Here is a 22272-nt window from a genome sequence, read left to right as displayed (position 1 = left end):
ACGAGTGTCTATACCTTCTCGTCGCTTTCTGCTCGCAGTCGTTTCGCTCCGACGCCTGTCAGGAGAAGACCGTAACCGTGTCTTGGGCGGCATCGAAAAACGTCTAGCTTGCCTTGTTCAGTTCCCTCTCCAGGGCCTTTTCCACCGCTCCGCGCGGTTTGGTGAAGCGGGCAAGAAGGTCGTAGAGAACGGGTGTGACGACGAGCATCAGGACGGCAGACAGGGCGAGGCCGGCGATGATCACCGTGCCGATGGCATTGCGGCTTTCGGCACCGGCGCCTGAGGCAAGGACCAGCGGAAGGGCCCCTAGGATTGTAGACAGAACTGTCATGATGATCGGGCGCAAGCGCAAGACCGCAGCCAGGATGACCGCGTCGCGCACCGATTTGCCCTCGTCGCGAAGCTGGTTGGCGAACTCGACGATCAGAATGCCGTTCTTGGCCACGAGCCCGATCAGAAGGATGATGCCGATCTGGCTGTAGACGTTGAGCGACAGGCCTCCGAGCGCCATGGCATAGAGCGCTCCGGCCACACCCGCCGGCACGGAGAGCAGGATGATGACCGGGTGCACGAAGCTTTCGAACTGCGCCGCCAGTACCAGGAAGACGATCAAGAGCGCCATGGCGAAAACCGCGTTGGCTCCGGCGGCGGTGTCCTTGAAGGTGCGCGACTGGCCTTCGTAGCCGAGCTTGCCGTCTGCCGGGATGATTTCGTCCGCGATCCGTTCGAGGTCGCTCAGAACCGTGCCGAGGTCAGCACCGGGGGCAAGCGCGGCGGAAAGTTGAATCGAGGGCAGGCGGTCGAAGCGTCGAAGCGACGGGGCGGCGGCGTTCTCCCGAACGGTGACCAGCGCGCCCAGCGGCAGCAGCGTTTGCCCGTCGCCAGCGCGAATGTAGATGTTGTCGATGTCCGAGGGCGAGCGGCGGTCGCTTTCCTTGGCTTGGAGGATCACCGGGTATTCGCGCCCGCGGCTGACAAAGGTCGTGACCTGCCGCGAGGCGAGCATCGACTGCATGGTCGAGGCAACGGTTTCAACCGATATGCCAAGATCGTCGGCGCGCTGCCGGTCGATGCGCACCTCGAGCTGAGGCAGGTTCTGTTCATAGTTGATCTCGGGGTTGACCAGCCCATCGATGTCCTCCGCCCGTTCCAGTAGGGCGATGGACCAATCCTTGACGCTGTCGAAATCAGGGCCGCTGACGACGACCCGCACGGGCGTCGAGTTTCCGCGCAGACCGAGCCCGGCCGGGGTGATCGGGAAGCCGCGGGCCAGCGTGACCTGGCCCATTTTCGGCGCGATGGCGCGGGCGACTTCGGCTGCTGTCATGGTGCGCTCGTCCCAGGGAGCGAGGCGGAAGACGACGAAGGACCGCCAGGCGCGATTGCCCCAGCCGGTGAAGGTGAAAACGGTTTCGACCACGCCGTTTTCGCGCAGCGGCTGCAGGAGGTCCTCGACCTGCCGCGCAGCGCGGTCGGTGTATTCGACGGTGCTGCCTTGCGGCGCGGTCAGCGGCACAAAGCCCACGCCACGGTCCTCGCGCGGAGCCAGTTCACGGGGCAGGGTTTCGTAGAACAGCGCGGCCCCGCCGGTTACCGTGCCACCCAAGACGATGACAACAAGTGGCATGCGCAGGCTTTGGCGCAGCAGGGCGGCATAGGCCCGCTGCATCGGGCCGCGGGCTGTGTCGGCCTCGATCATTTCAACGCTTTTGCCGGAGCGCAAGACCTTGGAGGCCAGGGCCGGGCAGGCGGTGAGTGCGACGAAGGTCGAAATCGCCACCGTTCCCGCCATGACCCAGCCGAATTCGATGAACAACCGCCCGACCTGGCCGGGCATGAAAGACAGCGGGATGAAGACCGCGATCAGTGTGACCGAGGTGGCCAGAACCGCGAAGGTCACCTGCCGAGCGCCCTTGATCGCAGCGACCAGCGGTGTTTCGCCATTTTCGATCCGGCGCTGGATGTTTTCCAGCACCACGATCGCGTCATCTACGACAAGCCCGATGGCCAGCAGAAGCGCCAGAAGCGTCAGCGTGTTGAGGGAAAACCCCCAGGCACCGATCAGCACGAAGGCGCCGACCAGCGAGACCGGGATCGTGATCGCGGGAATGAGCGTGGCGCGGAACGAGCGCAGGAACAGCAGGATGACCAGCACCACAAGGCCGAGCGAGATCAACAGCGCGTTGACAACTTCTCGGATCGAGGCGCCAACGAACAGCGCGTCGTCCGAGCCGACCAGGATCTCCATGCCTTCAGGCAGAGTCGGGTTGATCCGGGCGATCTCGGCACGCACCGCGTTGGAGATCTGCAGCGTGTTGGACTGGCTTTGCCGCTGAACTGCCACGCCCACCGCATCGCGCCCATCACTGCGCGCGATGGTGGAATCGTCGGCCACGCCAGGCTCGACCCGGGCCACGTCGCCCAGCCGGACCGGATACCCCGCGACCCGGTCGAGAACGACGTCGCGGAAATCGGCGACGCTTTGCAGGCGGCTGTTGAGCCGCACGGTCAGTTGCCGGTTCAACGAGGCGACTTCGCCGGCTGGCAGTTCGACATTGTTGCGTACGAGCGCGCGCTCCACATCCGCAACCGTCAGCTTGCGCGCGGCCAGCGCGCGGCGGTCGAGCCAGATCCGCACCGCGAAGGATCTTTCACCATAAATCCGCAGGCTGGCCACCCCGTCGAGCGTGGCCAGGCGGTCGGCGACGAAGCGGTCGATGTAGTCGGTGATCTCGGCCGTGGTCATCCGGTCCGAGACCACCGCCAAACGCATGACCGGGTCGGCATCGGCATCGCTTTTCTCGACCTCGGGCTGGTCGGCCTCCTGGGGCAAGTTGTCTCGCACCCGGCCGACTGCGTCGCGCACGTCATTGGCGGCAACGTCCACGTCACGCCCGGCCTCGAACTCGATCGTCACGCGCGAGCGGCCCTGGCGGCTTTCCGAACTGATCGAACGGATGCCTGATATCGAGGCGATGGCGCCTTCGATGGTTTCGGTGATGTCGGTGTCGATCACCTCGGGGGCCGCGCCGCGATAGCTGGTCGACACGGTGACCACGGCGTTGTCGATATCTGGCAGTTCGCGCACGGGAATATCGCGCAGGGCAGTGATGCCGAACACGATCAGCAACAGGTTGGCGACCGCCGCGAGGACCGGCCGGCGCACAGAGATGTCGGAGAGCATCACGACCCGTTCTCGGTCGCCGTGGCCGACGCGCCAGGCGTGTTCAGGATTTCGATCGCGCCGCCGTCACGCACCCGGTGCAGGCCTCGGACGACCACGTGATCGCCTTCGTCGAGCCCGTCGAGGATGGCGACGAGACCGGCCCGGCGCTGCCCGGTTTCGACAGAAACGCGCCGCGCCTTTTCCTCAGCGACCCGAAAGACATAGGTTTCGGCGGCCTGGAACACAATGGCCTCTTCCGGAACAACGATGCGGTCGGTTTGCGACAGGGTCAGTTCGAGCGACATGAACATGCCCGCCGGCAATGTCCCGTCGGGGTTCGGTATGATGGCGCGGGTGCGGAAAGAGCGGCTGACCGGATCGATACGGCTGTCCACCGCCTCGATCTGACCGTCAAACGTGCGCCCGGGAAAGGCGGCGCTGGTGGCAGTGATCTTCTGTCCGGTCTTTACCCGGGCAAACAGGGTTTCCGGCAGCGAGAACTCGACCTCGACGTCCGAGAGATCGTCGAGACGCGTGATGAACGTCCCGGCGCTGACGCGCGCGCCTTGATCAATCTCGGCCAGTCCGACCGTCCCGTCGAAAGGCGCGCGGATGATCCGTTCGGCCAGGCGTTGCTCGGCCCGGTCAAGTTGGGCGCGGGCTTCGGCCAACCGGGCAATGGCTTCTTCAAGAGTGGCTTCGGCCACGGCGTTCGTGCCGCGCAACTGGGTCACGCGCTCGAGCACCCGTTCGCGTTCGATGAGCTTTGCATCGGCTTCGGCCACGTCGGCACGGGCAATGGTGTCGTCAAGCCGAACCAGGATCGCACCGGCTTCGACATGCTGTCCGGGCGCGAAGGCGATCTCTTCGATGCGGCCGCTGGCTTCGGGGACGATGTCGATGGACTGGCGGGCGCGGGTCGTGCCGACGGCTTCGATGGTTTCGCTCAGGGTTCGCATTTCCGCCGTGGCCAATTCCACCACCGCCGGGCCCGCTCCACGGCGTCCGCTTTGGCCGGCCGGCGCCTCTTCGGGGGCGAGATAACGCCGGTAGCCTTCGTAGCCGCCGTACGCCAGAGCTGCCAGCAGGGCGAGGACCAGGAACTGTTTCCAGATGGACATGGTGGACGAGATCCGAATTAGAGCCCCGTTCGAAATTAGAGCCGAGCATCGAGCGTAGAGAAACGCGCCAGAATAGCAACGTAAACCTAATGTGGGTGTCGTTGCCAGCGAAGCCTGTGCCGTGAGGTTGGCCGGTCTGTTGGGCTAGGCGTCAGGCCTGCAAAACGATTTCGCCGGCGCAAAGGGTGACCACCGCGCAGGCGTCGCTCCTGCGCTGGCGGGCCATCGCCGCCTTGACGCCGTGTATCGGGGTCACGTCGGACACCGCCAGTCCGAGGCGAAAGCGATCGGCACGCCGTCGCTGGCAGTGGGCGCGGGATTTGCCGGCGAAGAATTCCTAGAGACCGAGATCCCGCCTGGAAAGCGGCCGCTCGTCGAAACCGGCTTACCTGAACAGGCGTTCAAGGTGGCAAGGGCAGGGAAGACGAGGACCTTTTCCATGATCCGGTCGCCAGCTCGGTTTGTGTCCTGTGGGTGAGGCCGCCCGGGCCTAGCGACGCTGGCGCCGAGGTCCGCGGCGCAACGAGAAGACGAAGCCGAGAGTGAGGGTGATGATCCCGACCGCTGCCAGTCCGACTACCGGCCAGTTCTGCGAGGGCAGGTTGGCAGAGATGACACCGGCGAGGGCCCAGATCACCGCCAAAGGATAGGCCCATTCCGTGGGGCGCTGCAGCTGAACCGCCAGCGCGGTGACAAGAACTGACGCCAGCATCACCAGCGCGGCGACCTGTGCCGACAGCACGCCATAACCACCGAGCACCACACCGGTGCCGACCCCGGTCGCCGCTGTCAGCCACCCGGCATAGAGCGCCACCGGGCGACGCTGCCAGACCGGCACGCCGGCACCGGCGCGCAGCAGAGCCGCGATGGCGAACCCGGCCATGACGTACAGCATCACCGTCGCCAGAATCGGCGAGGCATTGGCCGCAGCGATCCAGAAGACGCCGACCCCGAGACTTGCCAGAAGCGGCTGGCGCATGGCCTGCCAGTCCCGGTCGCGCGGTGCGTTGATCAGCCCCCAGAGGGCGCCGAGGATCAGCCAGACATAGATCACGCCCCAGATCGCAAAAGCCCAACCGTCAGGCTGCACCGGCCAGACCTCCAATTCCACGGGGAACTGTTCCGGTGTGAAACCGGCGAAGCCGCGGCTCAGCATCGGCGCGAGCGCGAAGGCGATCGTGGTTAAAAGGACGGCGAGCGCAAGCAAAGGTATGTTGCGTAACATGTTGGCGTGACTTCCCTTCTGCGATAGAGCGGGCGGGGCCTCGGATCAGCGCATGTCCAGGTCTGCCGGACGCATGGTTGCAACCAGTTCAGCCACCTTGATGCCAAATTTCCGCATCTCCGACTTGTTCATGATCACTCCGTTTTCTGTCAGGTAGAGCCAGTCTGTCGCCGTCAGCGTGTGGCCGCCGGCATCTTCGGGCAAAATGATCTGGTATTCCATCTTGATCGTCGCCCCCGAGATTGTGCCATGCGCTTCGCCGACAATATCGTCCGCCGTGGCCGTGAAAGTATTGCCGTCGCCGAGCTTGAGGTACCACTTGCGGCTTTGCGTTTTGCCATTGGAATAGGTGAATTCCTCGCGCAGCGTGCCGGTGTCGCCGTCCCATTCGCCGACCATCTTCGCGGTGAAGCTGTTGGTCATCCGGCCTTTGGGTCCGAAAATCAGCCCCTCGGAGCGAATTTCTCCCGAAAGGTGCTGCTTGAGCGAAAAGGCCGGGCCGGTCTCGGCATAATCTTCCGGACTTTGGGCGCGGAAACTGAGGAACACCGACTTCGCGATCATTGCGACAAGGATCACGAGCAGCAGGGCGCTGAAGAGTTTCATAGGGTTCGGTCCTCTGTGGGTAGCGCCAGGACGAGGCCTAGGGCGCCGAGTTTCAGGATACACGGGATGACGGCATAAAGCAGGTTGAGCCGGGCCAGCGCCGCGGGACTGTTGGTCGCGCCGGGGGTGAAACCGCTGGCCTCGAGCAACGGCAGGGCCGCGAAAGCGGCCAGTGCCAGCCCCAGCTTGCCGGCGAAAGACCAGATCCCGAAGGCCAGAGACGCCTTGAGGCCAGCTCGTGTCAGCGCCACCGAGAACATCGCGGGCAAGATCACCATGTCGGCCCCGAGCGCGGCACCGGAAGCCAGGCAGACCATGGAGAAGCCGGCCAGATTGCCGGGGGCGAGGAACGCTGCGCCGGCGAAGCCCAGGATCGCCAGAGGCATAGCAACAAGCAGGGTCGTCTTGGGCCCAATATTCTGGCTCAGACGCGCCCAGAACGGCACGCTGAGCCCGGCGCTGAGGAAGAACAGGATGAGGAGCGGCCCGGCCTGGCCCGGCAATTGCAGCCGGTCCTCAACAAAGAACAGAAACAGCGTCGAGGTGATCGCCACCGGCAGGCTGTTGACCAGCGCCAGCGCCAGAAGCCGAAGAGCCCCGGCCTGTCCCAGGCCGGCCAACGACAGGCGGTCGCCTAGGATCACGGGCCGGCGCCAGATCGGCAGCGTCAGCAGCCCGATCGCCACCGCCAGCGCGCCGAGAAACAGGCCGAAAGCGGGATAGCCCTGCGCCCCTGCGCCAAACCCGACAAGCAACGTCGGCGCAATCGCCGCCAGCACTACGCCGGCCAGCATGCCGACTTCGCGATATGCGGCCAGCGTCATCAACTCGCGTGGTTCCGGGCGCCGCGCCAAAGTCGCGCTGCGGCCGTACAGCAGGATCATCCCGAGGCTGTAGGCCGAGAACAGCACCACCAGGATCGCAACCAGTCGGAGTTCAACCCCCGTCCCGGAGTAGGGCATGAAAAGCAGAGGAAAGCCAACGGCAAGGCCACCCGCGGCGGCGAGTGCAAAGCCTGACTGAGCGCCCGGCCACCGGTCGATCGCCCAACCGATCGCCGGATCCTGAACCAGGTCGATCAGACGGATCGCCAGCAAGATCGTACCAATGGTTCCAAGGCCAATGCCGAGTTCCACCGCCGCGAAACGCGGCAGGTGAATGTAAAGCGGAATGCCGGCCGCGGCCAGCATCAGCGCGTAGAGGCTGACGCGCGGATAGAGCATCACTCGCCCTTGAGCCTGCGGGTAAAGGATTTCGAGCGGGTATTGTCGCCAAGAAAGATGCTCATGAACCGCGTCTTGATACGCGGGTGACTGAGCGTGCAAACACGTTTGTCGTTGCGCCAGAAATCCAGCCTGTCAGGGCCGTTGGAGACGGCGGCATAGCGGTCGCCCTTGCGCACGTCGGCGAAACAGCGTTCGAGCTGGTCGCGCACGGGCAATGGCGCCCCGATGCGTTGCAGTTCGCGCATCGTGCCTTCGACAAGGTCATAGGCGGTGAGGGTGCGCAGATAGGTCAATTCCAGCCCGAAATCGCGGCTCCAGTCGAGCGGCGTGCCGCCCGGGGTGAAGAGCCGTGCTTCGTAGAGCGGAAAGCCGACATAACGAAAGGTCGCAGCGCCGCGCAATTCGGCGCCCGACAGCGCGGATTTGACGGCCGAGGCATGAGCCTGGGCGGAAACAAACAGCAGGCAGGCAGTGAGGATCAGGTTACGCATGGCCAAGCTCCACCTGGACCACATTGGTATGACCAACCGCGAACGAGGCGGCACAGATTTCGAGGTAATATTGCCAATTGCGGAAGAACCCTTCGTTATAGCCCATCTCGGTGATCTGCCGCTTTCGCGCAACCAGCCGCTCGGCCCAGGTCCGGCAGGTACGGGCGTAGTCCTGTCCGAAGGCGTAGCTGTCTTCGACGGTCAGTCCCACACGCCGGGCCTGGTCGGCAATCACCCCGTCGGAAAGCAACATGCCGCCGGGAAACACGTATTGGCGAATGTAATCGGAGGACGTCTTGTAGGTGTCGAAGAAGCTGTCCTTGACGGTAATCGCCTGCAACAGCACGCGACCACCTTCCGCGAGACTGCGCTTCAAGACCGAAAAGTAGTCTGGCCAGTACCGTGCGCCGACCGCTTCAATCATCTCGATCGAAACGATGTTGTCGTATTTGCCGTCGATGTCGCGATAGTCGCGCAACTGGATGTCTGCGCGCCCGTCGAGGCGGCATTCGGCGTAGCTGTGTTGATTCCGCGATATAGTGACACCGGTCACGTCGCGGCCCTCGTTTGCGGCTTGCTCGGCGAACCCACCCCAGCCACAACCGATCTCGAGCGTATGTTCCCCGCCGCTCAGGCGGGACAGGGCACGGTCATACTTCCGGGTCTGGGCACGGCCCAGATCGTTGTCGCCGTGGTCGAACAGGGCCGAAGAATAGGTCATCCCGTCATCCAGCCACAGCGCGTAGAATTCGTTACCGACATCGTAATGGGCGCGGATGTTGCGCCGCGCGCCGCGACGGGAATTCGCCCGCAGTACGGTGTCGGCCAGGCGGAACTTGACCTTATTGAAGGGGCTGGCCTGATCATAGGTGCCGAGATGGTCACGGTTGCGCATAGCGAGCGTTACCAGACCTTCGACCGAGGGGGTGTCCCACAGCCCCTGAACATAGGTTTCGCCCAGCCCCACCTGCCCATGCGCGGCCATGGCCGAAACCGCCGCCCAGTCTCGGATCACCATTTCTGCCTCGGGTCCGGAACTACCGAACTCGTAGCGTTCGCCCTCGGGTGTGCGCAGGGTCAGGCGGCCCTCACGCAGACGCTCGCAGGTCGAGAGGAATTCCGATTTCAAGGCCTTGGTCGTGAAGCGCATGCTCTGCTCCTTCCAGTTGGCTGCGTTGGGTCAAGCTGCGGACGACGCGCATGGCGCTGGCGATGCCGTCCTCGTGAAAACCGTGGCGATTGTAGGCGCCGGCGAACCAGGTACGATTTCGCCCCTGCATCGCCCGGATTTCTCGCTGGGCCTTCAGTGCGGCCTTGTCGAAAACCGGATGGGCAAATTCGACCCGGTCGTAGGTCGCCGCCTCCGGGATCTCGTCCGACGGATTCAGGGTGACGAACAGCGGATCGCTGTCGGGAATCGATTGCAGGCGGTTCATCCAGTAGGTGACGCCGATATCACCCTGTTGCGAGCGGTAAACCCAGCTGGCCCAGCAAGCACGGCGCTTGGGCATCTGTCCCGGGTCGCTGTGCAGAACGGCGGTATTGGGCTGGTAGCGGATGGCCGAAAGCGCTGCCCGTTCCGGGGCCGTTGCCTCCGGACCCAGGATGGCCAGGGCCTGGTCGGAATGACAGGCCAGAATGAGTTCGTCAAAGGTTTCTGCCGGCGCGCCGTCGGCGGTGACCGACACACCGAACGCTCCGCGCTCGACGGCACGTACCGGTGCCGCGGTCCGGATTGCACAGCCGCGGGCGATCAGTGCGGTTTCCAACCGGCGCACGTATTCGATGCTGCCGCCCTTCACCGTCCACCACTGGTGCTCGCCGATGCCGGCCAACAGGGCGTGATTGCGAAAGAACTGGACCAGTGATTTCGCCGGGAACTGGTCGATCTCTTCGACCGGTGTCGACCAGATCGCGCCGCACATCGGCATCAGGTACTTGTTGCGGAACCACTCTCCAAGACCCAGCTCATCGACCAACTCGCCGATAGTCTTGTCATCGTCCCTGGCCGCCGCCTCGGCCCGTTTGCCGAACCGCAGGATGTCGGCGATCATCTTGTAGTATTGCGGTCGCACCAGGTTGCGTTTTTGAGCGGCAATAGAGGCGAAGCTCTTCAGCCCGTATTCCAGCCAGCCGTCGTCAATCGTCGCGGCAAAGCTCATCTCGCTCTTGACCACCGGCACGTCGAGGTCGCGGAATAACCGGGTGAGGTAGGGATAGGTGGCGTAGTTGAACACGATGAACCCGGTATCGACCGGCTGGTCACCATGCTTGCCAGCCATCACGGTGCGAGCATGCCCGCCGAGCCGCGCTTCCGCTTCGAAAAGCGTGACATCATGTTGCGGCGACAGGTAGTAAGCGGCCGCCAATCCGGAAATCCCGCTGCCGACAATGGCGATTTTCTTGCGTGGCCCCTGAGTCTGATCGAACATTCCGTCCTCGTTCTTCGTGTTTGGTTGAAGGAGCTACGCCGGGTCTGCGGCTTTGGATCACAAAGACCGGAAAAATCCCGCCCACCGACTGGCGAAGCGGCCGGGCGCTGGGGGGCGTTGGTTATTTTCGCCGCGAGTGATCCAAGGGCGGGCGACCCGCGTAACCTATTGGCAATGTTAGACCACGTAGCCGCTCACACCTTTCACGTACGCCGGGGGACGATGAAAAACGCGTTCCGCTATAGCGTCGATTATGTCCTCACGGATCTGGACGAGGCCAAGCCATGGCTGTTTTCGCGCAACCGCTTCAATCTCTGGTCACTCTGGGACCGCCGCCATGGCGGTCCGCGCGGGGAAGGGCGCGGCGTTGCCTGGTTCCGCGAACTTCTCGAGGCGCGCGGCTTCCCTGTTGCTCGTGCGCAGCTGCTGCTGCTGACGCAACCGAGCTTCCTGTGGTTCCATTTCAACCCGGTGAGCTTCTGGATCGCTCTGATCGACGGCAAGCCCTGCGCCTTCGTGGCCGAGGTCAACAACACCTTCGGCCATCGGCACTGCTATCTCTGCGCGCACGAGGATTTCCGACCGATTGCGCGCAGTGATCGCATGGTCGCCAAGAAACTGATGCATGTCTCTCCCTTCCAGACGGTGGCGGGGCGGTATCACTTCAATTTTGACCTGAACGAACGGGCGGTCGATATTCGCATTTCCTATGAAAACGGCGATCAAGGTGTGCTGGCCACGCTGTCTGGTCCGCGGCGACCGGCGACCAGCGGATCGTTCATGCGGGCGGGCTTGCGTCGTCCGTTCGGCGGCGCGCGCACGCTGGTCCTGATCCATTGGCAGGCGATGATCCTCTATCTCAAACGGGCTCCGTTCCTGAAGAAACAGCCGGCTCCCGCAGCTTTGATTTCGGAGAGTGAAAATCTGCGAGTGCCGGGCGAATGACCCATTTCGCAGGAAAATCCTATTGGCTGGTGGGCGCCAGCGAAGGACTTGGGAGGGAGTTGGCGAAACGGCTCCACGCCGAAGGGGCGCAGCTGGTTTTGTCGGCGCGTGGCAAACCGCGGCTAGAGAGCTTGCGCGATACGCTGGGCGAGGCCCGTGTCGTGCCGTTCGACGTGACCGATTCCGCTGCGGTCCGGCGCGCGGCGACAGAGGTCGGACCTGTCGACGGGGTGATCTATAATGCCGGCGCCTACGATCCGATGCGCGCCACCGCCTGGGACGGCGACGCGGCCCTGGCAATGTGCGACGTAAATTTCATCGGCGCCATGCGCGTTCTGGGCGAGGTTGTACCGCAATTCGTCGCTGCTGGGCGCGGCGATATCACCCTTGTCGGCTCGTTGGCTGGATATCACGGGCTGCCGGCCTCGATCGGTTACGGCGCCAGCAAGGCGGCTGTGGTGAGCCTGGCTGAAACCATGCGTCATGACCTGAAAGACACGGGCGTTGTGGTCCGTCTGGTCAATCCCGGGTTCATCAAGACGCGTCTCACCGACAAGAATACCTTCAAGATGCCGATGCTGATGACCCCTGAGGACGCAGCCGCAGAGGTGTTGAAGGCGATGCGCCGTCGCCGCTTCCGCACAGATTTTCCGGCACCGTTTTCCTGGTTTATCCGACTGATCGATCACCTGCCGGATCTTCTGGTTTACCGCGGCAAGTGATGTCGCCCGTCCCGGGCGACGCTCAGATCCGGAACAGCGGTTGCAACAGCCGTGGCATGAAAGCATGGAAGCGCAGCGGCGCGTCGGTGGCGGCGAGGCAGATGCAGGCGTCGCCGTCATCTGCCACCGGGGTATGATCAAGCTCTTCGTCGGCGACTTCGAGATCGCCGACGCCGAACCGTCCGGTTTCGTCGCTGAAGCTGCCCTGGAGGACCAGCGTCAGTTCCAACCCGTTGTGCCCATGGTCCGGTACCGCCTGCCCGGGCGGAATGTAGAGTAGCCGCACGGAACCTTTTTTGCCTTCCGACAAGATGTCCTGACGGACGCCGCGGCCGAGGTTCTTCCAGCGCGGCTTGCGCCCCTTGAGCGTTTCCATCACCGGGCCGGGATAGATGCCGGAGCGGTCGTAGACCGGCTCAGGCCTATAGGGGGCGTCGAGCTGCGACAGGATATCGGCCTTGAGGCGCGACGACACCGACACCGTTTTGGCGTCTTCCAGCAAAAGGCCGCCGACGTTCTGATGCGCCTCGAGTGCCACACGGCACTGGCCACAAAGCGACACGTGGCTTGCCACGACAACGGCAAAGGCGTTCGGCAGGCTGCCGGCGGCATAGGCCGCCAGCATGGATTCTGGGACATGATGGCCAATGGCACTCATGATTTGAGGTCCTTCAACTCGTGTCTGAGGCGTTCCAGCCCGAGCCGGATACGCGATTTGATGGTTCCGAGCGGCAACCCGGTCTGGGTGCTGATCTCTTGGTGTGTCAGCTCGCCCAGGTAAGCTTTTTCGATGATCTCGCGCTGTTCCGGCCGAAGTTTGTCGAGCGCGGACTTCAGATGCCGCGTTTCCTGTTCCAAGCCCATGATCTGGCTGGCATCGGCTTCGGTGCCGGGGTCTTCCCGCAGCTCTTCCGGCATCGGCCGGTTTTCCTTGCGCACGATGTCGATGTGACGGTTACGGGCAATCTGGTAAATCCAGGCTGAGACCTGCGCCCGGTGCGGATCGAAACTCGCCGCCTTGCGCCAAACCGCCAGCATCACATCCTGCACGATTTCTTCGGCCTGATGATCGGACGCGCCCGAGCGCATGACGAAGCCCTTGAGTCGCGGCGCGAAATGGTCGAACAGCGCGGCGAAGGCATTTCGGTCTCGGCGATCCCGGACCGCGATCATCCATTGGGTCTGCTGCGAGTACTCGGTATCTGTCTGCACCACGGGCTTACTTCCGGCATCAAGGACATTCACCAGGGAATGCTTGGCTCGAGGAATATCAAGTGCGTGCGTCAACATAAACCTTTTACGGAGACGCACGACCTATGGATCATCTTGTGTGCGAATTTTTTTGCCAGCGTTTTGCGGCCGTCACGGCGTTCAGAGCAGTTCACGGATCCGGGACAGCGCCTCGAGGATGTTCTCGGTCGAGTTGGCGTAGGAAAACCGCAAATAACCTTCACCCCAGGCGCCGAAACTGGTGCCGGCGACGGTGGCGACGCCCGCCTCGTCAAGGAAGCGGTCCTGCGCTTCGCGCGACGTCAGACCGGTGCCCTCGATATTGGGGAAGGCGTAGAAAGCGCCGGCGGCATCGGCGCAGCGGATGCCGGGCAGGGCGTTCAGTTCGCGCACGATCACCTCTCGGCGTTTGTCGAACTCGGCCACCATCGCATGCACCGCATCTTGCGGCCCTTCGAGCGCCGCAATGCCGGCATATTGCGTGGCCGCGTTGACGCAGGAATGGTCGTTGATGCAGAGCCGGGTGACATGTTCGACCGCCGCGTCGGGCCAGACGGCATATCCGAGGCGCCAGCCTGTCATGGCGTAAGTCTTCGACCAGCCGTCGAGCATGATCAGCCGGTCGCGGATTTCCGGGTATTGCAGCAAGCTGACATGCTGACGCCCGCCGTAGAGCATGTTGGAGTAAATCTCGTCTGACATCAGCGCGACATGTGGATGGTCGAGCAGTCCCTTAACCAGCTTGTCGATTTCTTCTTTCGGGGTCACCCCGCCGGTGGGGTTGGCGGGCGAGTTAATAATGATCAGCCGGGTGCGGTCGGTGATCTGCGCCAGCACCGCCTCGGCCGTGAAGGCAAAACCGTTCTTTTCCTCCAGTGCGATCGGTACGGGCGTGGCGCCGGAATAGCGGATGACCGACTCGTAAATCGGAAATCCGGGGTTGGGATACATGATCTCGGCTCCCGGCTGGCCGAACATCAGCACGGCAAAGAACATCGTCGGCTTGCCGCCGGGCACCACCACGACATGGTCGGGGTTGACCTCGACCCCGTGGCGGCGCTGCAAGTCGGCCGCCACTGCCTCGCGCAGGGCAGGGATGCCGTTTGCAGGGGTGTAACCGTGATGGCCGTCGCGCAGCGCCTTGATGCCCGCCTCGACGATATGCTCGGGGGTTTTGAAGTCGGGCTGGCCGATGCCAAGATTGATGATGTCGCGGCCCTGTGCGGCCAGTTGCCCGGCACGCGCGAGCACGACGAAGGCGGATTCGGTGCCGAGGCGAGACAGACTGTCAGCGAAGATCATTGCAACGCTCCCTTTCTTGGTTGCGCGCGACAGTAGGGAGCGCTGCAGACCGATGCAATCGCTTTGGTTCAGGGACCGAGCGGATGCCGCGTCAGGATATGGAATCGTCCGTCGGCGGCTTCGCCGAAGAGACAGAGATCACCAATCCGGAAGGGCTGCGGCAGGAGCTGTTTCAGGAGCGGGGCAAGCGCGGCTTTCACCGTTTTGGCTTCGGCGCGGGGCAGGCGGCCGGTCAGTGTCAGGTGAAAGTGGAACGCCTCCATAACATAGGGGTAGCCCCAGCGGTCGAGATTGCCCTGTTGCGCCGGCGTCAAGCCGTCGTGGCGGCGCTTTTCGAGTTCCGCATGCGACGGCGGCGCGCGGTGTGTGTCCAGTCCGCGCACGCAGTCTGCGGCGAGCGCCGACAAATCCGTCGTATCGCCTTCGGGGACCAGCGCCAGGAACCCGCCCAACCGGGCCAGCATCAGCCCGTCCAGTATTACCGGGGCGTGACGTTCAGCCAGAGCAGCCAGATCGGCTTCGAGTGCCGCGCGGCTGCTACCAGCGGCCAGCCGGAAAGGCGGTTTCAGAGTGCCGTGAAAGCCGTATTTGCGGGGTGTTTCAGTGATATCCTCCACCGGCCGGGGCAGTCCTTCGATCACGGGATGCGACCGGCAAGCCCCGTCGGCGGCATCCCAACCCAGCCACGCCGCACCGAAGTCCGCCAGCGCTCCCGGGGGTGGGGCATAAAAAACGGCGTAACGTGAATGATCGGGCATGGCGTGGCGGCGGCTCAGTCGCCGTGGAACAGATCGCGGGTGAAGACCTTGTGTGCTACGTCATCCAGCGCCGGATCGAGACGGTTTGCGATGATCAGATCAGCATCGCGTTTGAACGCATCGAGGTTTCGGTAGACCGGCGACTTGAAGAAATCCTCTTCTGCCAGCGCCGGTTCGTAGACGATAACCGGGATGCCCTTGGCCTTGATCCGCTTCATGATCCCCTGGATCGAGCTTTGCCGGAAATTGTCTGACCCGGCTTTCATCACCAGTCGATAGACGCCGACACAGTTCGGTTGCAGTGCCACGATCTGTTCGGCCAGAAAATCCTTGCGCGTGGTATTGGCGTCGACGATGGCGCGAATAAGGTTCTGCGGCACATCGGAATAATTGGCCAGGAGCTGCCTTGTGTCCTTGGGAAGACAATAGCCGCCATAGCCAAACGAGGGGTTGTTGTAGTGGGTGCCAATCCGCGGATCGAGCCCGACGCCCTCGATGATCTGGCGGCTGTCCATGCCATAGCGCATGGCATAACTGTCGAGCTCGTTGAAAAACGCTACCCGCATCGCGAGGTAGGTATTCGCGAACAGCTTGATCGCCTCGGCTTCCGAGGAGCCGGTCAGCAGAACCGGTGTGTCCTTGTCGACGGCGCCTTCCAGCAGCAGGTCGGCGAACATCTGTCCGCGTGGGCCGGTGTCGCCAACGATGATTCGGCTGGGATGCAGGTTGTCGTACAGCGCGTGGCCTTCGCGCAGGAACTCGGGGCTGAACAGGATCCGGTCAGACCCGTAGCGCCGGCGCAGGCTCTCGGTATAGCCCACCGGGATCGTCGACTTGATCACGATCGGGCAGGTTTTGTTGACGGCGAGCACCTGTTCGATCACCGCCTCGATGCTGGAGGTATCGAAGAAGTTGCTGTCCGGATCGTAGTTCGTCGGCGTTGCAATAATCACCAGCCCGGCCTCGGCAAAGGCTGCGGGGCCGTCGGTCGTGGCGGTGAAATTCGTGGCAGGGCGGGCCAGGTACGCGGCCAGTTCGGCATCCTGAAGCGGACTTTTGCGGGCATTGACCATGTCGACCCGGGTCGCGTCGAGATCGACCCCGGTGACCGTGTGGTTCTGGGCCAGAAGCACTGAATTGGATAGCCCGACATAGCCAAGGCCGGCGACGACGATTTTCATGGACCTGTCCTGTTTGTTGGCTGACTGCCCGTGTGGGAATGCCGGGGTTCTAGCCGATCTGCAGGGGCATAAAAAGGTTAAGCTGCGACGGAATCGGGGCAAATTGAGGTATTCCGCGCCCCATGGTTCGACTGGCTGTAGTGCGTCGAGCTTAGACCGGGATCTGCGCGATCAGTCGCTCCGCCAACGACAGGTAGCTCAGCCCGAACAGGCGCAGATGCACGATTGCCGGCCAGAGCTGGTACACCGCACGCCGGATGGGCCAGCCGTCCCGGGGGGGGCCGTATTGCCTCCAGAAGGCCGGAGCGGGTTGGCCGAACAATTCGAGCATCGCCAGATCGACCTCACCATGGCCGAAATAGCAGGCCGGATCGATCAGCGCGGACAGCCGCGGGCCGTCGGCCATGACGTTCCCGGTCCAGAGATCGCCATGCAACAAACTGGCCGGGGGGCTTGCCGGCAAGAGCCCGGGCAGGGCCGTGGCGATTTGCTCAAGAGGCGTGTGCAGCCTGCGCGGCAGCTCCGCCAGATCGGCCAGAAGCCGGTTCTCGGCCCAGAATGCGGGCCAGTCGTCGTGCCAGCGGTTCCGGATCGACACTTGGCCGAAGGCGTAATCCACCTCCCAGCCATAGCGCCGGCCGGTGGTCGCATGCAGGCACCTCAACTGACTTCCGAGATCTCCCCATGCCTGGTCGGACAGCCCGCCGGTCTCGGGCAGGTCCTGCATGACCAGGGCTTTTTTGTTGCAGGCCAGCACTTTGGGGGCCGAAGCTCCGCTGTTCCGAATGGCGCGAAGCATACTAGCTTCGATTTCGGGCGCGGGGCCGGACTTCACGATGGCCGTGCTGCCGTCGGAGAAGGTGAGGCGCAGGACATCACTCAGATCGCCGCCATGCAGCGGCACGACCCGCACCGGCGCGCGTCCAAGAAGCGCGGCCGCCTCGGCGGCGAGCGCGTGCATCAGCCCAGCAGGCTGCCCATGCGGCGCATGGCGAGGGCATAGCCCTCGATGCCGAAGCCGGCGATCACCCCGTCGGCGCGCAGGCTGACGTAGGAATGGTGCCGAAACGCCTCGCGCTTGTGGACCTGGGAAATATGGACCTCGAAAACCGGGCCTTCAAAGGTGTTGAGCGCGTCGAGTACCGCGACCGACGTGTGGGTCAGTGCGGCGGGGTTGATGATAATGCCGGCGGCTTCCCCCCGCGCCTCGTGGACCCAATCGACGATCTGGCCTTCCCAGTTCGACTGCAGCAGTTTCACGTCGAGCCCGAATTCCGCCCCCACCGCGGCACAGGATTTCTCAACATCGTCAAGTGTTTCATGGCCGTAGATCTCCGGCTCGCGCTTGCCGAGCAGGTTGAGATTGGGACCGTTGAGAATGGTGATCAGCTTGCTCATCGGGGGCTCCGTGGACTTTCCGCTTTATGCGGTCCGGAATCCCGGCTGGCAACCCAGGAAGAAAAGGCAGGGGCCGGGTTGTGGCGCAATCGCCTGCCCGGCCCCTCTGGTCGCCCGCGGTGGTGTCGGGATGTGGCTTAGCCGCAGGTCGTCAGGCCGGAGAAGGTGCGGTGCAGCACCTCGGCTTTGCTCAGGCCGGCGCGGCGAAGCTGGATATCGGTCATCTCGCCAATCGCAATGTCGGAGAAGCGGGGCGCCGGAAGAAACCGGGCGGCGAAGGCGCGAATTCTGGTCATGTTGCACGTTCCTTGGGCAATTTTTGAAAACTTACCTGCCACATAAGGGGCCGGAGACGCGGCGAGAACCACCCGATAGCGAAACCCCGTCATGCACTTGCTGCATTGCAGCAAAGGTGGGCGCCGGTTTCAGGGCGTGATCGAGATGCCTTCTGCAACCGCAAGATCGCCCTTGCCGTTTTCCAGCCCGCCGGCGAAATACGATATCCCAAGCTCGGGCAGGTAATGCAGGACATCGACGTCATCGTCGGCATCGTCATAACGGATTTCGACCGGGATCATCGTGTAACTGCAGTCGCCGATACGCATCTGTTCCGCCACGCCGAAGTCATAGACCTGCTTTTCGCTGCGCAGGGCGCCCTGGTCGAGAACTGCCGCGGTCACCGTCCAGTCGGATCCCGGCGCGGGGAAAGGCAGCTTTGTCGCCGGCGTTGGATAGCTGACGACAAAACGCGTCGACGGTAGTGGCGCGCCGTTGTCGAGATCGACTAGCTCCAGCAGTAAAGGCCCTGCGCCAGCAGCGCGCGGCTCGTCCCCCCGTCGTCTTCGCGATAGACCGATTGGATGATGCCGACGGTGGTGTGCGGGCGGAAATCCTCGGTCGCGCCGCCGGAATAGGTAAGGCGGAGGCCGCGGGTAAGATCGGTCGGGCCGGGGCAGTCGGCGGCGGCTAGGGAAGCCAGGCCAAGAAAGAGCGGGAAGTATATGAAATTACGTATTTTACTCTTATTCTGCACGGAAGATGTCGTCCACCGGCACCTGTAGCGCATTGACCAGGGCATTGGTCTGGTTGGCCATGCCGATCACATCCATGAGCTCGTTGTACATCGCATCGCTCATCCCCTTGGCGCGCGCGGCGGCGGTGTGCGAATGGCAGCAGTATTCGCAGGCATTGCTGGCCGAGACGGCGATATAGATCATTTCCTTGACCAGCGGGTCGAGCGCGCCGGGGCCCATGATCTGCTTGAGTTGGGACCATACCGCTTCGAGCCGGTCGGGGTTATGCGCCAGCGCCCGCCAGAAATTGTTGACATAATCGGTGCCGCGGGTGGCGCGGATATCGGCGAAGACGGCGGCTGCCTTGGGGCTCAGTTCTTCGTCGGCGAGAAGTGTGACGGTAGCCATGACGGGATCCTTTGCGGGGGCTTTGTCACATTGGGACGCAGCGCCGGCGCTTTGTCAAAGGTCAAAAGAAAACCGCCGCCCCGGTGGTGGAGCGGCGGTGATCTGTCCCTCGAAAAGGCGTCTGGTGCTTAGAAGCCCAGGCCTTCGTATTTCTTTTTGAACTTCGAAACGCGGCCGCCGGCGTCCATCAGGCGGGTGCCACCGCCAGTCCAGGCCGGGTGCACGGTTGGATCGATGTCGAGCGACAGCGTGTCGCCCTCGGCGCCCCAGGTCGAGCGCATTTTGATGATGGTGCCATCGGTCATCTTGACGTCGATGAAGTGATAATCGGGGTGGATGTCTTTTTTCATCGCTGCAAACCTCAGGCTTTCTTGGGCTTGTAGTGGGTGTCTTCCGCGATCCGGGCGGATTTGCCCCGGCGCGAGCGCAGATAGTAGAGCTTGGCGCGGCGGACGCGGCCACGGCGCACAACCTCGATCGATTCGATGTTGGTCGAGTAGAGCGGGAAAACCCGTTCCACACCCTCACCGAAGGAGATTTTTCGGACGGTGAAGCTGCCGGCAATACCGTCGCCGTTCTTGCGGGCGATGCAGACACCTTCGTAGTTCTGCACGCGCGAGCGCGAGCCTTCGGTCACCTTGTAGCCGACGCGCACGGTGTCGCCGGCCTTGAAATCGGGAATGTCTTTCCCGAGCGAGGCGACCTGTTCGGCCTCGAGTTCTGCGATCAGGTCCATTGACCCAACTCCTTCAATTGCTTGCGGTTTGTCCCGCAAAGTGTGTGTCGCCTCAGAGCTGCCGGTCTTCCATCGGGTCCGCCAAAGCGCCCGCCGCAGGTCAGGTCGTCGTTGCTTTTTACGCTGCTGGCCGCTGCGATGATCCAGGGCGGGACAAAGCCGAAGAAAGCGGTGTCACCCAAGCGCAATACCCAGCGATCCCGACTCGGAAACCGACCCGGGAACGGCGGGTGTTTAGGGCATCGCGGCTCGTCTGGCAAGGGGTTTTGCAGGCTTAGCCCACAACCTCGCCGATCAGTATCTGTGGCGTGCTGTCGGTGAAATTCGGAATATCCTTCAGAACCGGGTCCGAGGCAGCGAGCGCGGCATCCATCGTGGCCTGATCGGCAAAGACGATGGTGGCGATGGCATGGAAGGGCGGTGGCGTGTCGGGGCCGCCGGCCAGGCCTTTCGTCACCAGCGTGGACTTGATATGCGGGCCCATGTACTCGTCGACCAGCGCCATGTGCGTGCTGAGGTAATAGTCATAGTCGAATGTCGTGCCGTCGGCCGCAGGGTGGGCGACCTGCAAAGAGACTGTCATGCGAAGGTTACTTTCGGGTTAACGCTCCGGTGCGCGGGCGCAGCCTAGCGGGCGGACGGGGCGACTGTCTCATTCGGACATGTCAGACTTTCGTGCCATACGGGCCTGCCAGAGATCCGGGCGCCGCGCGCGGGTGAGTGCTTCGGCCTGCGCCCGGCGCCATTTCTCGATCTCGGCGTGATTGCCTGACAGCAGCACGTCTGGGATCGTGTGGCCTTTCCATTCGGCGGGCCGGGTATATTGTGGATGCTCCAGCAAGCCATTGGAAAAGCTTTCTTCTTCGAGGCTGGTTTCGTTACCCAGAACGCCGGGCAAAAGCCGTACGGTGGCATCGAGCATCGCCTGGGCCGCGATTTCGCCGCCGGTGAGGACGAAGTCGCCCAGCGACAGTTCCATGATCTGGTAGTGATCAAGCACGCGCTGGTCGACGCCTTCGAACCGGCCACAGAGGAAGGTGACGCCGGGGCCCTGCGCAAGCTGGCGCGCGACGGCCTGGTCAAAGCGGCGGCCGCGCGGCGAAAGATAGAAGAGCGGCAGGGGGTTATGGGACAGACTTCGCGTGTGCTCGATGGCATTGCCCAGGACGTCGGCGCGCAGCACCATGCCGGCGCCGCCGCCGGCGGGGGTGTCATCGACGTTGTGGTGTTTGCCAACGCCGAAGGGGCGCAGGTCGACGGCCTCAAGCTGCCAGATCCCGTCTTTCAGCGCCCGGCCGGTCAGGCTTTCGCCAAGGACGCCCGGAAAAGCCTGTGGGAACAAGGTGATAACCTGGGCCGTCCAGGCGCGGGCAAGGCGGTTTTCTTCCGTCAGGTCGCGCGGCTTGAGGCTGGCGCTGATGGATTTGCGGCCATGCGATTTGGCAGGTTTGGATATGTCGCTCATGGCGTCGTCTTAGGCCAAGGTGAACGGAGCGTAAAGCCACCGCACCAAGGGGTTAATGGCGCAAGGTTTGAGAGAACATGCCATATGGCAACCCGGCTGGCAGTCTGGCTGGCGGACCGTCTGGCGGGCGGTGGCACAAGGTTTGGTTCAGAGTCGGGTTAACTCGGCGCGCGGTGGCGAGGCCGCCCCCGCAGGCCACGCGCCCGCCCGCCCACCCCGCGCAGCCTGCGGCGGCTTGGGCCTGTCCCCGGGCCGGTGGGCGGGAGGTGAGTGCGGGCGCCTCCGGCAGGAGTATTTGCCGGCAAGATGAAAGGGCGGGTCAGTCCTGCCGGGCGAGCAGGCGGGCAACATCGCTGGCGGTGGCGGAGGTGTTGCCCATGTCGAGGATCAGGAGCTTGTCGGCAGGCGCCTGATCGTATTTCGGGCTGGTGGCGAGGAACGCGACCGTTTCTTCCAGCGGTTCACCGTCATGCCAGGTGGTCAGGATCTCGGGCGGGTGGGGTATCCCGCCAAGGGCCTCGCCGACGATGCAGACCATGTCGATGGCGTCGTCCCAGGTGGTGGTGCCCGGGCCCCAGGCAGCCACCAGAACCGGGTGGGCGAGGGCGATTTTGCGGGCCATGTCCCATTGCCAGTCGGGATCGATATCGCCGCGGCAGAGGATCAGGACATAGAGCCCCGCTTGCGCCTGCAGGTCGGGCGGCGGCGCCGAGAGGTCAACGGCCAATTCGGTGACGGTTGTGAACATGGGGGCAGGGTGGCGGGAAGGGACCCCACACGCAACGGAAAACGCCCCGGCCGTTCTGACCGGGGCGTTTTCAGCGAAGCGACGCGGGCGATTTCACCG

At 63.5% G+C, this 22272-nt stretch carries 26 protein-coding genes; 2 read left to right on the top strand and 24 right to left on the bottom strand.

Annotated features, from left to right (window positions below; all coding sequences use genetic code 11):
- Nucleotides 1–103: 103 nt before the first annotated feature.
- The 8 genes from NO357_RS15590 to NO357_RS15555 form a co-directional block, all read right to left on the bottom strand.
- Nucleotides 104–3184 carry an efflux RND transporter permease subunit gene (locus tag NO357_RS15590; protein WP_306736900.1) on the bottom strand — a complete coding sequence of 1027 codons (3081 nt, stop codon included), beginning with the start codon at nt 3182–3184 and terminating at the stop codon, nt 104–106.
- Nucleotides 3184–4287: an efflux RND transporter periplasmic adaptor subunit gene (locus NO357_RS15585; RefSeq protein ID WP_306736630.1), complete on the bottom strand. Its 1104-nt coding sequence runs from the start codon at nt 4285–4287 to the stop codon at nt 3184–3186. The genes NO357_RS15590 and NO357_RS15585 overlap by 1 nt, the downstream gene beginning before the upstream one ends.
- Nucleotides 4288–4777: 490 nt before the next feature.
- Nucleotides 4778–5512, bottom strand: coding sequence for a TspO-related membrane protein (locus NO357_RS15580; RefSeq protein WP_306736629.1), 735 nt, complete (start codon nt 5510–5512; stop codon nt 4778–4780).
- Nucleotides 5513–5557: 45 nt separating this feature from the next.
- Nucleotides 5558–6118 (bottom strand): DUF3833 domain-containing protein, encoded by a 561-nt coding sequence (locus NO357_RS15575; RefSeq protein WP_306736628.1) that lies wholly within the window; start codon nt 6116–6118, stop codon nt 5558–5560.
- Nucleotides 6115–7341 carry an MFS transporter gene (locus tag NO357_RS15570; protein WP_306736627.1) on the bottom strand — a complete coding sequence of 409 codons (1227 nt, stop codon included), beginning with the start codon at nt 7339–7341 and terminating at the stop codon, nt 6115–6117. Before NO357_RS15570 ends, NO357_RS15575 begins: the two co-directional genes overlap by 4 nt.
- The gene (locus tag NO357_RS15565; protein WP_306736626.1) at nt 7341–7835 is read right to left on the bottom strand and encodes a hypothetical protein; all 495 of its coding nucleotides are present in this window, start codon (nt 7833–7835) and stop codon (nt 7341–7343) included. The genes NO357_RS15570 and NO357_RS15565 overlap by 1 nt, the downstream gene beginning before the upstream one ends.
- The gene (locus tag NO357_RS15560; RefSeq protein ID WP_306736625.1) at nt 7828–8985 is read right to left on the bottom strand and encodes an SAM-dependent methyltransferase; all 1158 of its coding nucleotides are present in this window, start codon (nt 8983–8985) and stop codon (nt 7828–7830) included. The genes NO357_RS15565 and NO357_RS15560 overlap by 8 nt, the downstream gene beginning before the upstream one ends.
- The gene (locus tag NO357_RS15555; RefSeq protein ID WP_306736624.1) at nt 8924–10267 is read right to left on the bottom strand and encodes an NAD(P)/FAD-dependent oxidoreductase; all 1344 of its coding nucleotides are present in this window, start codon (nt 10265–10267) and stop codon (nt 8924–8926) included. The genes NO357_RS15560 and NO357_RS15555 overlap by 62 nt, the downstream gene beginning before the upstream one ends.
- A 174-nt stretch (nt 10268–10441) precedes the next feature.
- Here NO357_RS15555 and NO357_RS15550 point away from each other — a divergent pair, with 174 nt between their 5' ends.
- Both NO357_RS15550 and NO357_RS15545 read left to right on the top strand, forming a co-directional pair.
- Nucleotides 10442–11212, top strand: a complete 771-nt coding sequence (locus NO357_RS15550; RefSeq protein WP_306736623.1) for a DUF1365 domain-containing protein — start codon at nt 10442–10444, stop codon at nt 11210–11212.
- Complete coding sequence (locus NO357_RS15545; protein WP_306736622.1) at nt 11209–11934, top strand: SDR family NAD(P)-dependent oxidoreductase; 726 nt, start codon at nt 11209–11211, stop codon at nt 11932–11934. The genes NO357_RS15550 and NO357_RS15545 overlap by 4 nt, the downstream gene beginning before the upstream one ends.
- A gap of 22 nt (nt 11935–11956) precedes the next feature.
- Here NO357_RS15545 and NO357_RS15540 read toward each other — a convergent pair whose 3' ends face one another.
- The 16 genes from NO357_RS15540 to NO357_RS15465 form a co-directional block, all read right to left on the bottom strand.
- Entirely contained in the window at nt 11957–12592 is a 636-nt protein-coding gene (locus tag NO357_RS15540; RefSeq protein ID WP_306736621.1) for a ChrR family anti-sigma-E factor, read from the bottom strand.
- Entirely contained in the window at nt 12589–13107 is a 519-nt protein-coding gene (locus NO357_RS15535) for a sigma-70 family RNA polymerase sigma factor (protein WP_306736898.1), read from the bottom strand. Before NO357_RS15535 ends, NO357_RS15540 begins: the two co-directional genes overlap by 4 nt.
- 198 nt (nt 13108–13305) lie before the next feature.
- The gene (locus NO357_RS15530) at nt 13306–14466 is read right to left on the bottom strand and encodes a pyridoxal phosphate-dependent aminotransferase (RefSeq protein WP_306736620.1); all 1161 of its coding nucleotides are present in this window, start codon (nt 14464–14466) and stop codon (nt 13306–13308) included.
- Between the two features lie 68 nt (nt 14467–14534).
- Nucleotides 14535–15224, bottom strand: a complete 690-nt coding sequence (locus NO357_RS15525; RefSeq protein ID WP_306736619.1) for a DUF1045 domain-containing protein — start codon at nt 15222–15224, stop codon at nt 14535–14537.
- Between the two features lie 14 nt (nt 15225–15238).
- Nucleotides 15239–16405 (bottom strand): nucleotide sugar dehydrogenase, encoded by a 1167-nt coding sequence (locus NO357_RS15520; protein ID WP_306736618.1) that lies wholly within the window; start codon nt 16403–16405, stop codon nt 15239–15241.
- A gap of 151 nt (nt 16406–16556) precedes the next feature.
- Entirely contained in the window at nt 16557–17366 is an 810-nt protein-coding gene (locus NO357_RS15515; protein WP_306736617.1) for a fructosamine kinase family protein, read from the bottom strand.
- Nucleotides 17366–17803 (bottom strand): type II 3-dehydroquinate dehydratase, encoded by a 438-nt coding sequence (gene aroQ, locus NO357_RS15510; RefSeq protein WP_306736616.1) that lies wholly within the window; start codon nt 17801–17803, stop codon nt 17366–17368. The genes NO357_RS15515 and aroQ overlap by 1 nt, the downstream gene beginning before the upstream one ends.
- Nucleotides 17804–17940: 137 nt before the next feature.
- The gene (locus NO357_RS15505) at nt 17941–18099 is read right to left on the bottom strand and encodes a hypothetical protein (RefSeq protein ID WP_306736615.1); all 159 of its coding nucleotides are present in this window, start codon (nt 18097–18099) and stop codon (nt 17941–17943) included.
- Nucleotides 18100–18228: 129 nt separating this feature from the next.
- Nucleotides 18229–18483, bottom strand: coding sequence for a hypothetical protein (locus tag NO357_RS15500; RefSeq protein ID WP_306736614.1), 255 nt, complete (start codon nt 18481–18483; stop codon nt 18229–18231).
- Between the two features lie 104 nt (nt 18484–18587).
- On the bottom strand, nt 18588–18836 hold the full coding sequence (locus NO357_RS15495; RefSeq protein ID WP_306736613.1) for a hypothetical protein: 249 nt from the start codon (nt 18834–18836) through the stop codon (nt 18588–18590).
- A complete protein-coding gene (locus NO357_RS15490) occupies nt 18826–19224 on the bottom strand; it encodes a carboxymuconolactone decarboxylase family protein (protein ID WP_306736612.1) in 399 nt (132 codons plus the stop codon). The genes NO357_RS15495 and NO357_RS15490 overlap by 11 nt, the downstream gene beginning before the upstream one ends.
- 128 nt (nt 19225–19352) lie before the next feature.
- Complete coding sequence (rpmE, locus tag NO357_RS15485) at nt 19353–19574, bottom strand: 50S ribosomal protein L31 (RefSeq protein WP_306736611.1); 222 nt, start codon at nt 19572–19574, stop codon at nt 19353–19355.
- 11 nt (nt 19575–19585) lie between these two features.
- Nucleotides 19586–19960 (bottom strand): 50S ribosomal protein L19, encoded by a 375-nt coding sequence (rplS, locus tag NO357_RS15480; RefSeq protein ID WP_306736610.1) that lies wholly within the window; start codon nt 19958–19960, stop codon nt 19586–19588.
- Between the two features lie 274 nt (nt 19961–20234).
- Nucleotides 20235–20543 carry an EthD family reductase gene (locus NO357_RS15475; protein ID WP_306736609.1) on the bottom strand — a complete coding sequence of 103 codons (309 nt, stop codon included), beginning with the start codon at nt 20541–20543 and terminating at the stop codon, nt 20235–20237.
- A gap of 69 nt (nt 20544–20612) precedes the next feature.
- Nucleotides 20613–21416 carry a tRNA (guanosine(37)-N1)-methyltransferase TrmD gene (gene trmD / locus NO357_RS15470; RefSeq protein ID WP_306736897.1) on the bottom strand — a complete coding sequence of 268 codons (804 nt, stop codon included), beginning with the start codon at nt 21414–21416 and terminating at the stop codon, nt 20613–20615.
- A gap of 328 nt (nt 21417–21744) precedes the next feature.
- On the bottom strand, nt 21745–22173 hold the full coding sequence (locus NO357_RS15465; protein ID WP_306736608.1) for a DUF7684 family protein: 429 nt from the start codon (nt 22171–22173) through the stop codon (nt 21745–21747).
- Nucleotides 22174–22272: the final 99 nt, after the last annotated feature.

Origin of the sequence: Marimonas arenosa, from assembly GCF_030848945.1 — a bacterium.
Classification (GTDB): Bacteria; Pseudomonadota; Alphaproteobacteria; order Rhodobacterales; family Rhodobacteraceae; genus Marimonas; species Marimonas arenosa.
Note: the sequence above shows the minus strand (reverse complement) of the source record. Positions and strands in the feature narration are given on the sequence as shown.

What these genes read in the sequence shown, in the direction of transcription:
- NO357_RS15530 (WP_306736620.1), bottom strand. Translation starts at nt 14,466, where the DNA reads ATGATCTTCGCTGACAGTCTGTCTCGCCTCGGCACCGAATCCGCCTTC.
- NO357_RS15585 (WP_306736630.1), bottom strand. Translation starts at nt 4,287, where the DNA reads ATGTCCATCTGGAAACAGTTCCTGGTCCTCGCCCTGCTGGCAGCTCTG.
- NO357_RS15515 (WP_306736617.1), bottom strand. Translation starts at nt 17,366, where the DNA reads ATGCACGCGCTCGCCGCCGAGGCGGCCGCGCTTCTTGGACGCGCGCCG.
- rpmE (WP_306736611.1), bottom strand. Translation starts at nt 19,574, where the DNA reads ATGAAAAAAGACATCCACCCCGATTATCACTTCATCGACGTCAAGATG.
- rplS (WP_306736610.1), bottom strand. Translation starts at nt 19,960, where the DNA reads ATGGACCTGATCGCAGAACTCGAGGCCGAACAGGTCGCCTCGCTCGGG.
- NO357_RS15540 (WP_306736621.1), bottom strand. Translation starts at nt 12,592, where the DNA reads ATGAGTGCCATTGGCCATCATGTCCCAGAATCCATGCTGGCGGCCTAT.
- NO357_RS15535 (WP_306736898.1), bottom strand. Translation starts at nt 13,107, where the DNA reads ATGATCGCGGTCCGGGATCGCCGAGACCGAAATGCCTTCGCCGCGCTG.
- aroQ (WP_306736616.1), bottom strand. Translation starts at nt 17,803, where the DNA reads ATGAGCAAGCTGATCACCATTCTCAACGGTCCCAATCTCAACCTGCTC.
- NO357_RS15525 (WP_306736619.1), bottom strand. Translation starts at nt 15,224, where the DNA reads ATGCCCGATCATTCACGTTACGCCGTTTTTTATGCCCCACCCCCGGGA.
- NO357_RS15565 (WP_306736626.1), bottom strand. Translation starts at nt 7,835, where the DNA reads ATGCGTAACCTGATCCTCACTGCCTGCCTGCTGTTTGTTTCCGCCCAG.
- NO357_RS15520 (WP_306736618.1), bottom strand. Translation starts at nt 16,405, where the DNA reads ATGAAAATCGTCGTCGCCGGCCTTGGCTATGTCGGGCTATCCAATTCA.
- NO357_RS15505 (WP_306736615.1), bottom strand. Translation starts at nt 18,099, where the DNA reads ATGACCAGAATTCGCGCCTTCGCCGCCCGGTTTCTTCCGGCGCCCCGC.
- NO357_RS15555 (WP_306736624.1), bottom strand. Translation starts at nt 10,267, where the DNA reads ATGTTCGATCAGACTCAGGGGCCACGCAAGAAAATCGCCATTGTCGGC.
- NO357_RS15545 (WP_306736622.1), top strand. Translation starts at nt 11,209, where the DNA reads ATGACCCATTTCGCAGGAAAATCCTATTGGCTGGTGGGCGCCAGCGAA.
- NO357_RS15550 (WP_306736623.1), top strand. Translation starts at nt 10,442, where the DNA reads ATGTTAGACCACGTAGCCGCTCACACCTTTCACGTACGCCGGGGGACG.
- NO357_RS15570 (WP_306736627.1), bottom strand. Translation starts at nt 7,341, where the DNA reads ATGCTCTATCCGCGCGTCAGCCTCTACGCGCTGATGCTGGCCGCGGCC.
- NO357_RS15475 (WP_306736609.1), bottom strand. Translation starts at nt 20,543, where the DNA reads ATGACAGTCTCTTTGCAGGTCGCCCACCCTGCGGCCGACGGCACGACA.
- NO357_RS15465 (WP_306736608.1), bottom strand. Translation starts at nt 22,173, where the DNA reads ATGTTCACAACCGTCACCGAATTGGCCGTTGACCTCTCGGCGCCGCCG.
- NO357_RS15490 (WP_306736612.1), bottom strand. Translation starts at nt 19,224, where the DNA reads ATGGCTACCGTCACACTTCTCGCCGACGAAGAACTGAGCCCCAAGGCA.
- NO357_RS15560 (WP_306736625.1), bottom strand. Translation starts at nt 8,985, where the DNA reads ATGCGCTTCACGACCAAGGCCTTGAAATCGGAATTCCTCTCGACCTGC.
- NO357_RS15580 (WP_306736629.1), bottom strand. Translation starts at nt 5,512, where the DNA reads ATGTTACGCAACATACCTTTGCTTGCGCTCGCCGTCCTTTTAACCACG.
- NO357_RS15590 (WP_306736900.1), bottom strand. Translation starts at nt 3,184, where the DNA reads ATGCTCTCCGACATCTCTGTGCGCCGGCCGGTCCTCGCGGCGGTCGCC.
- NO357_RS15575 (WP_306736628.1), bottom strand. Translation starts at nt 6,118, where the DNA reads ATGAAACTCTTCAGCGCCCTGCTGCTCGTGATCCTTGTCGCAATGATC.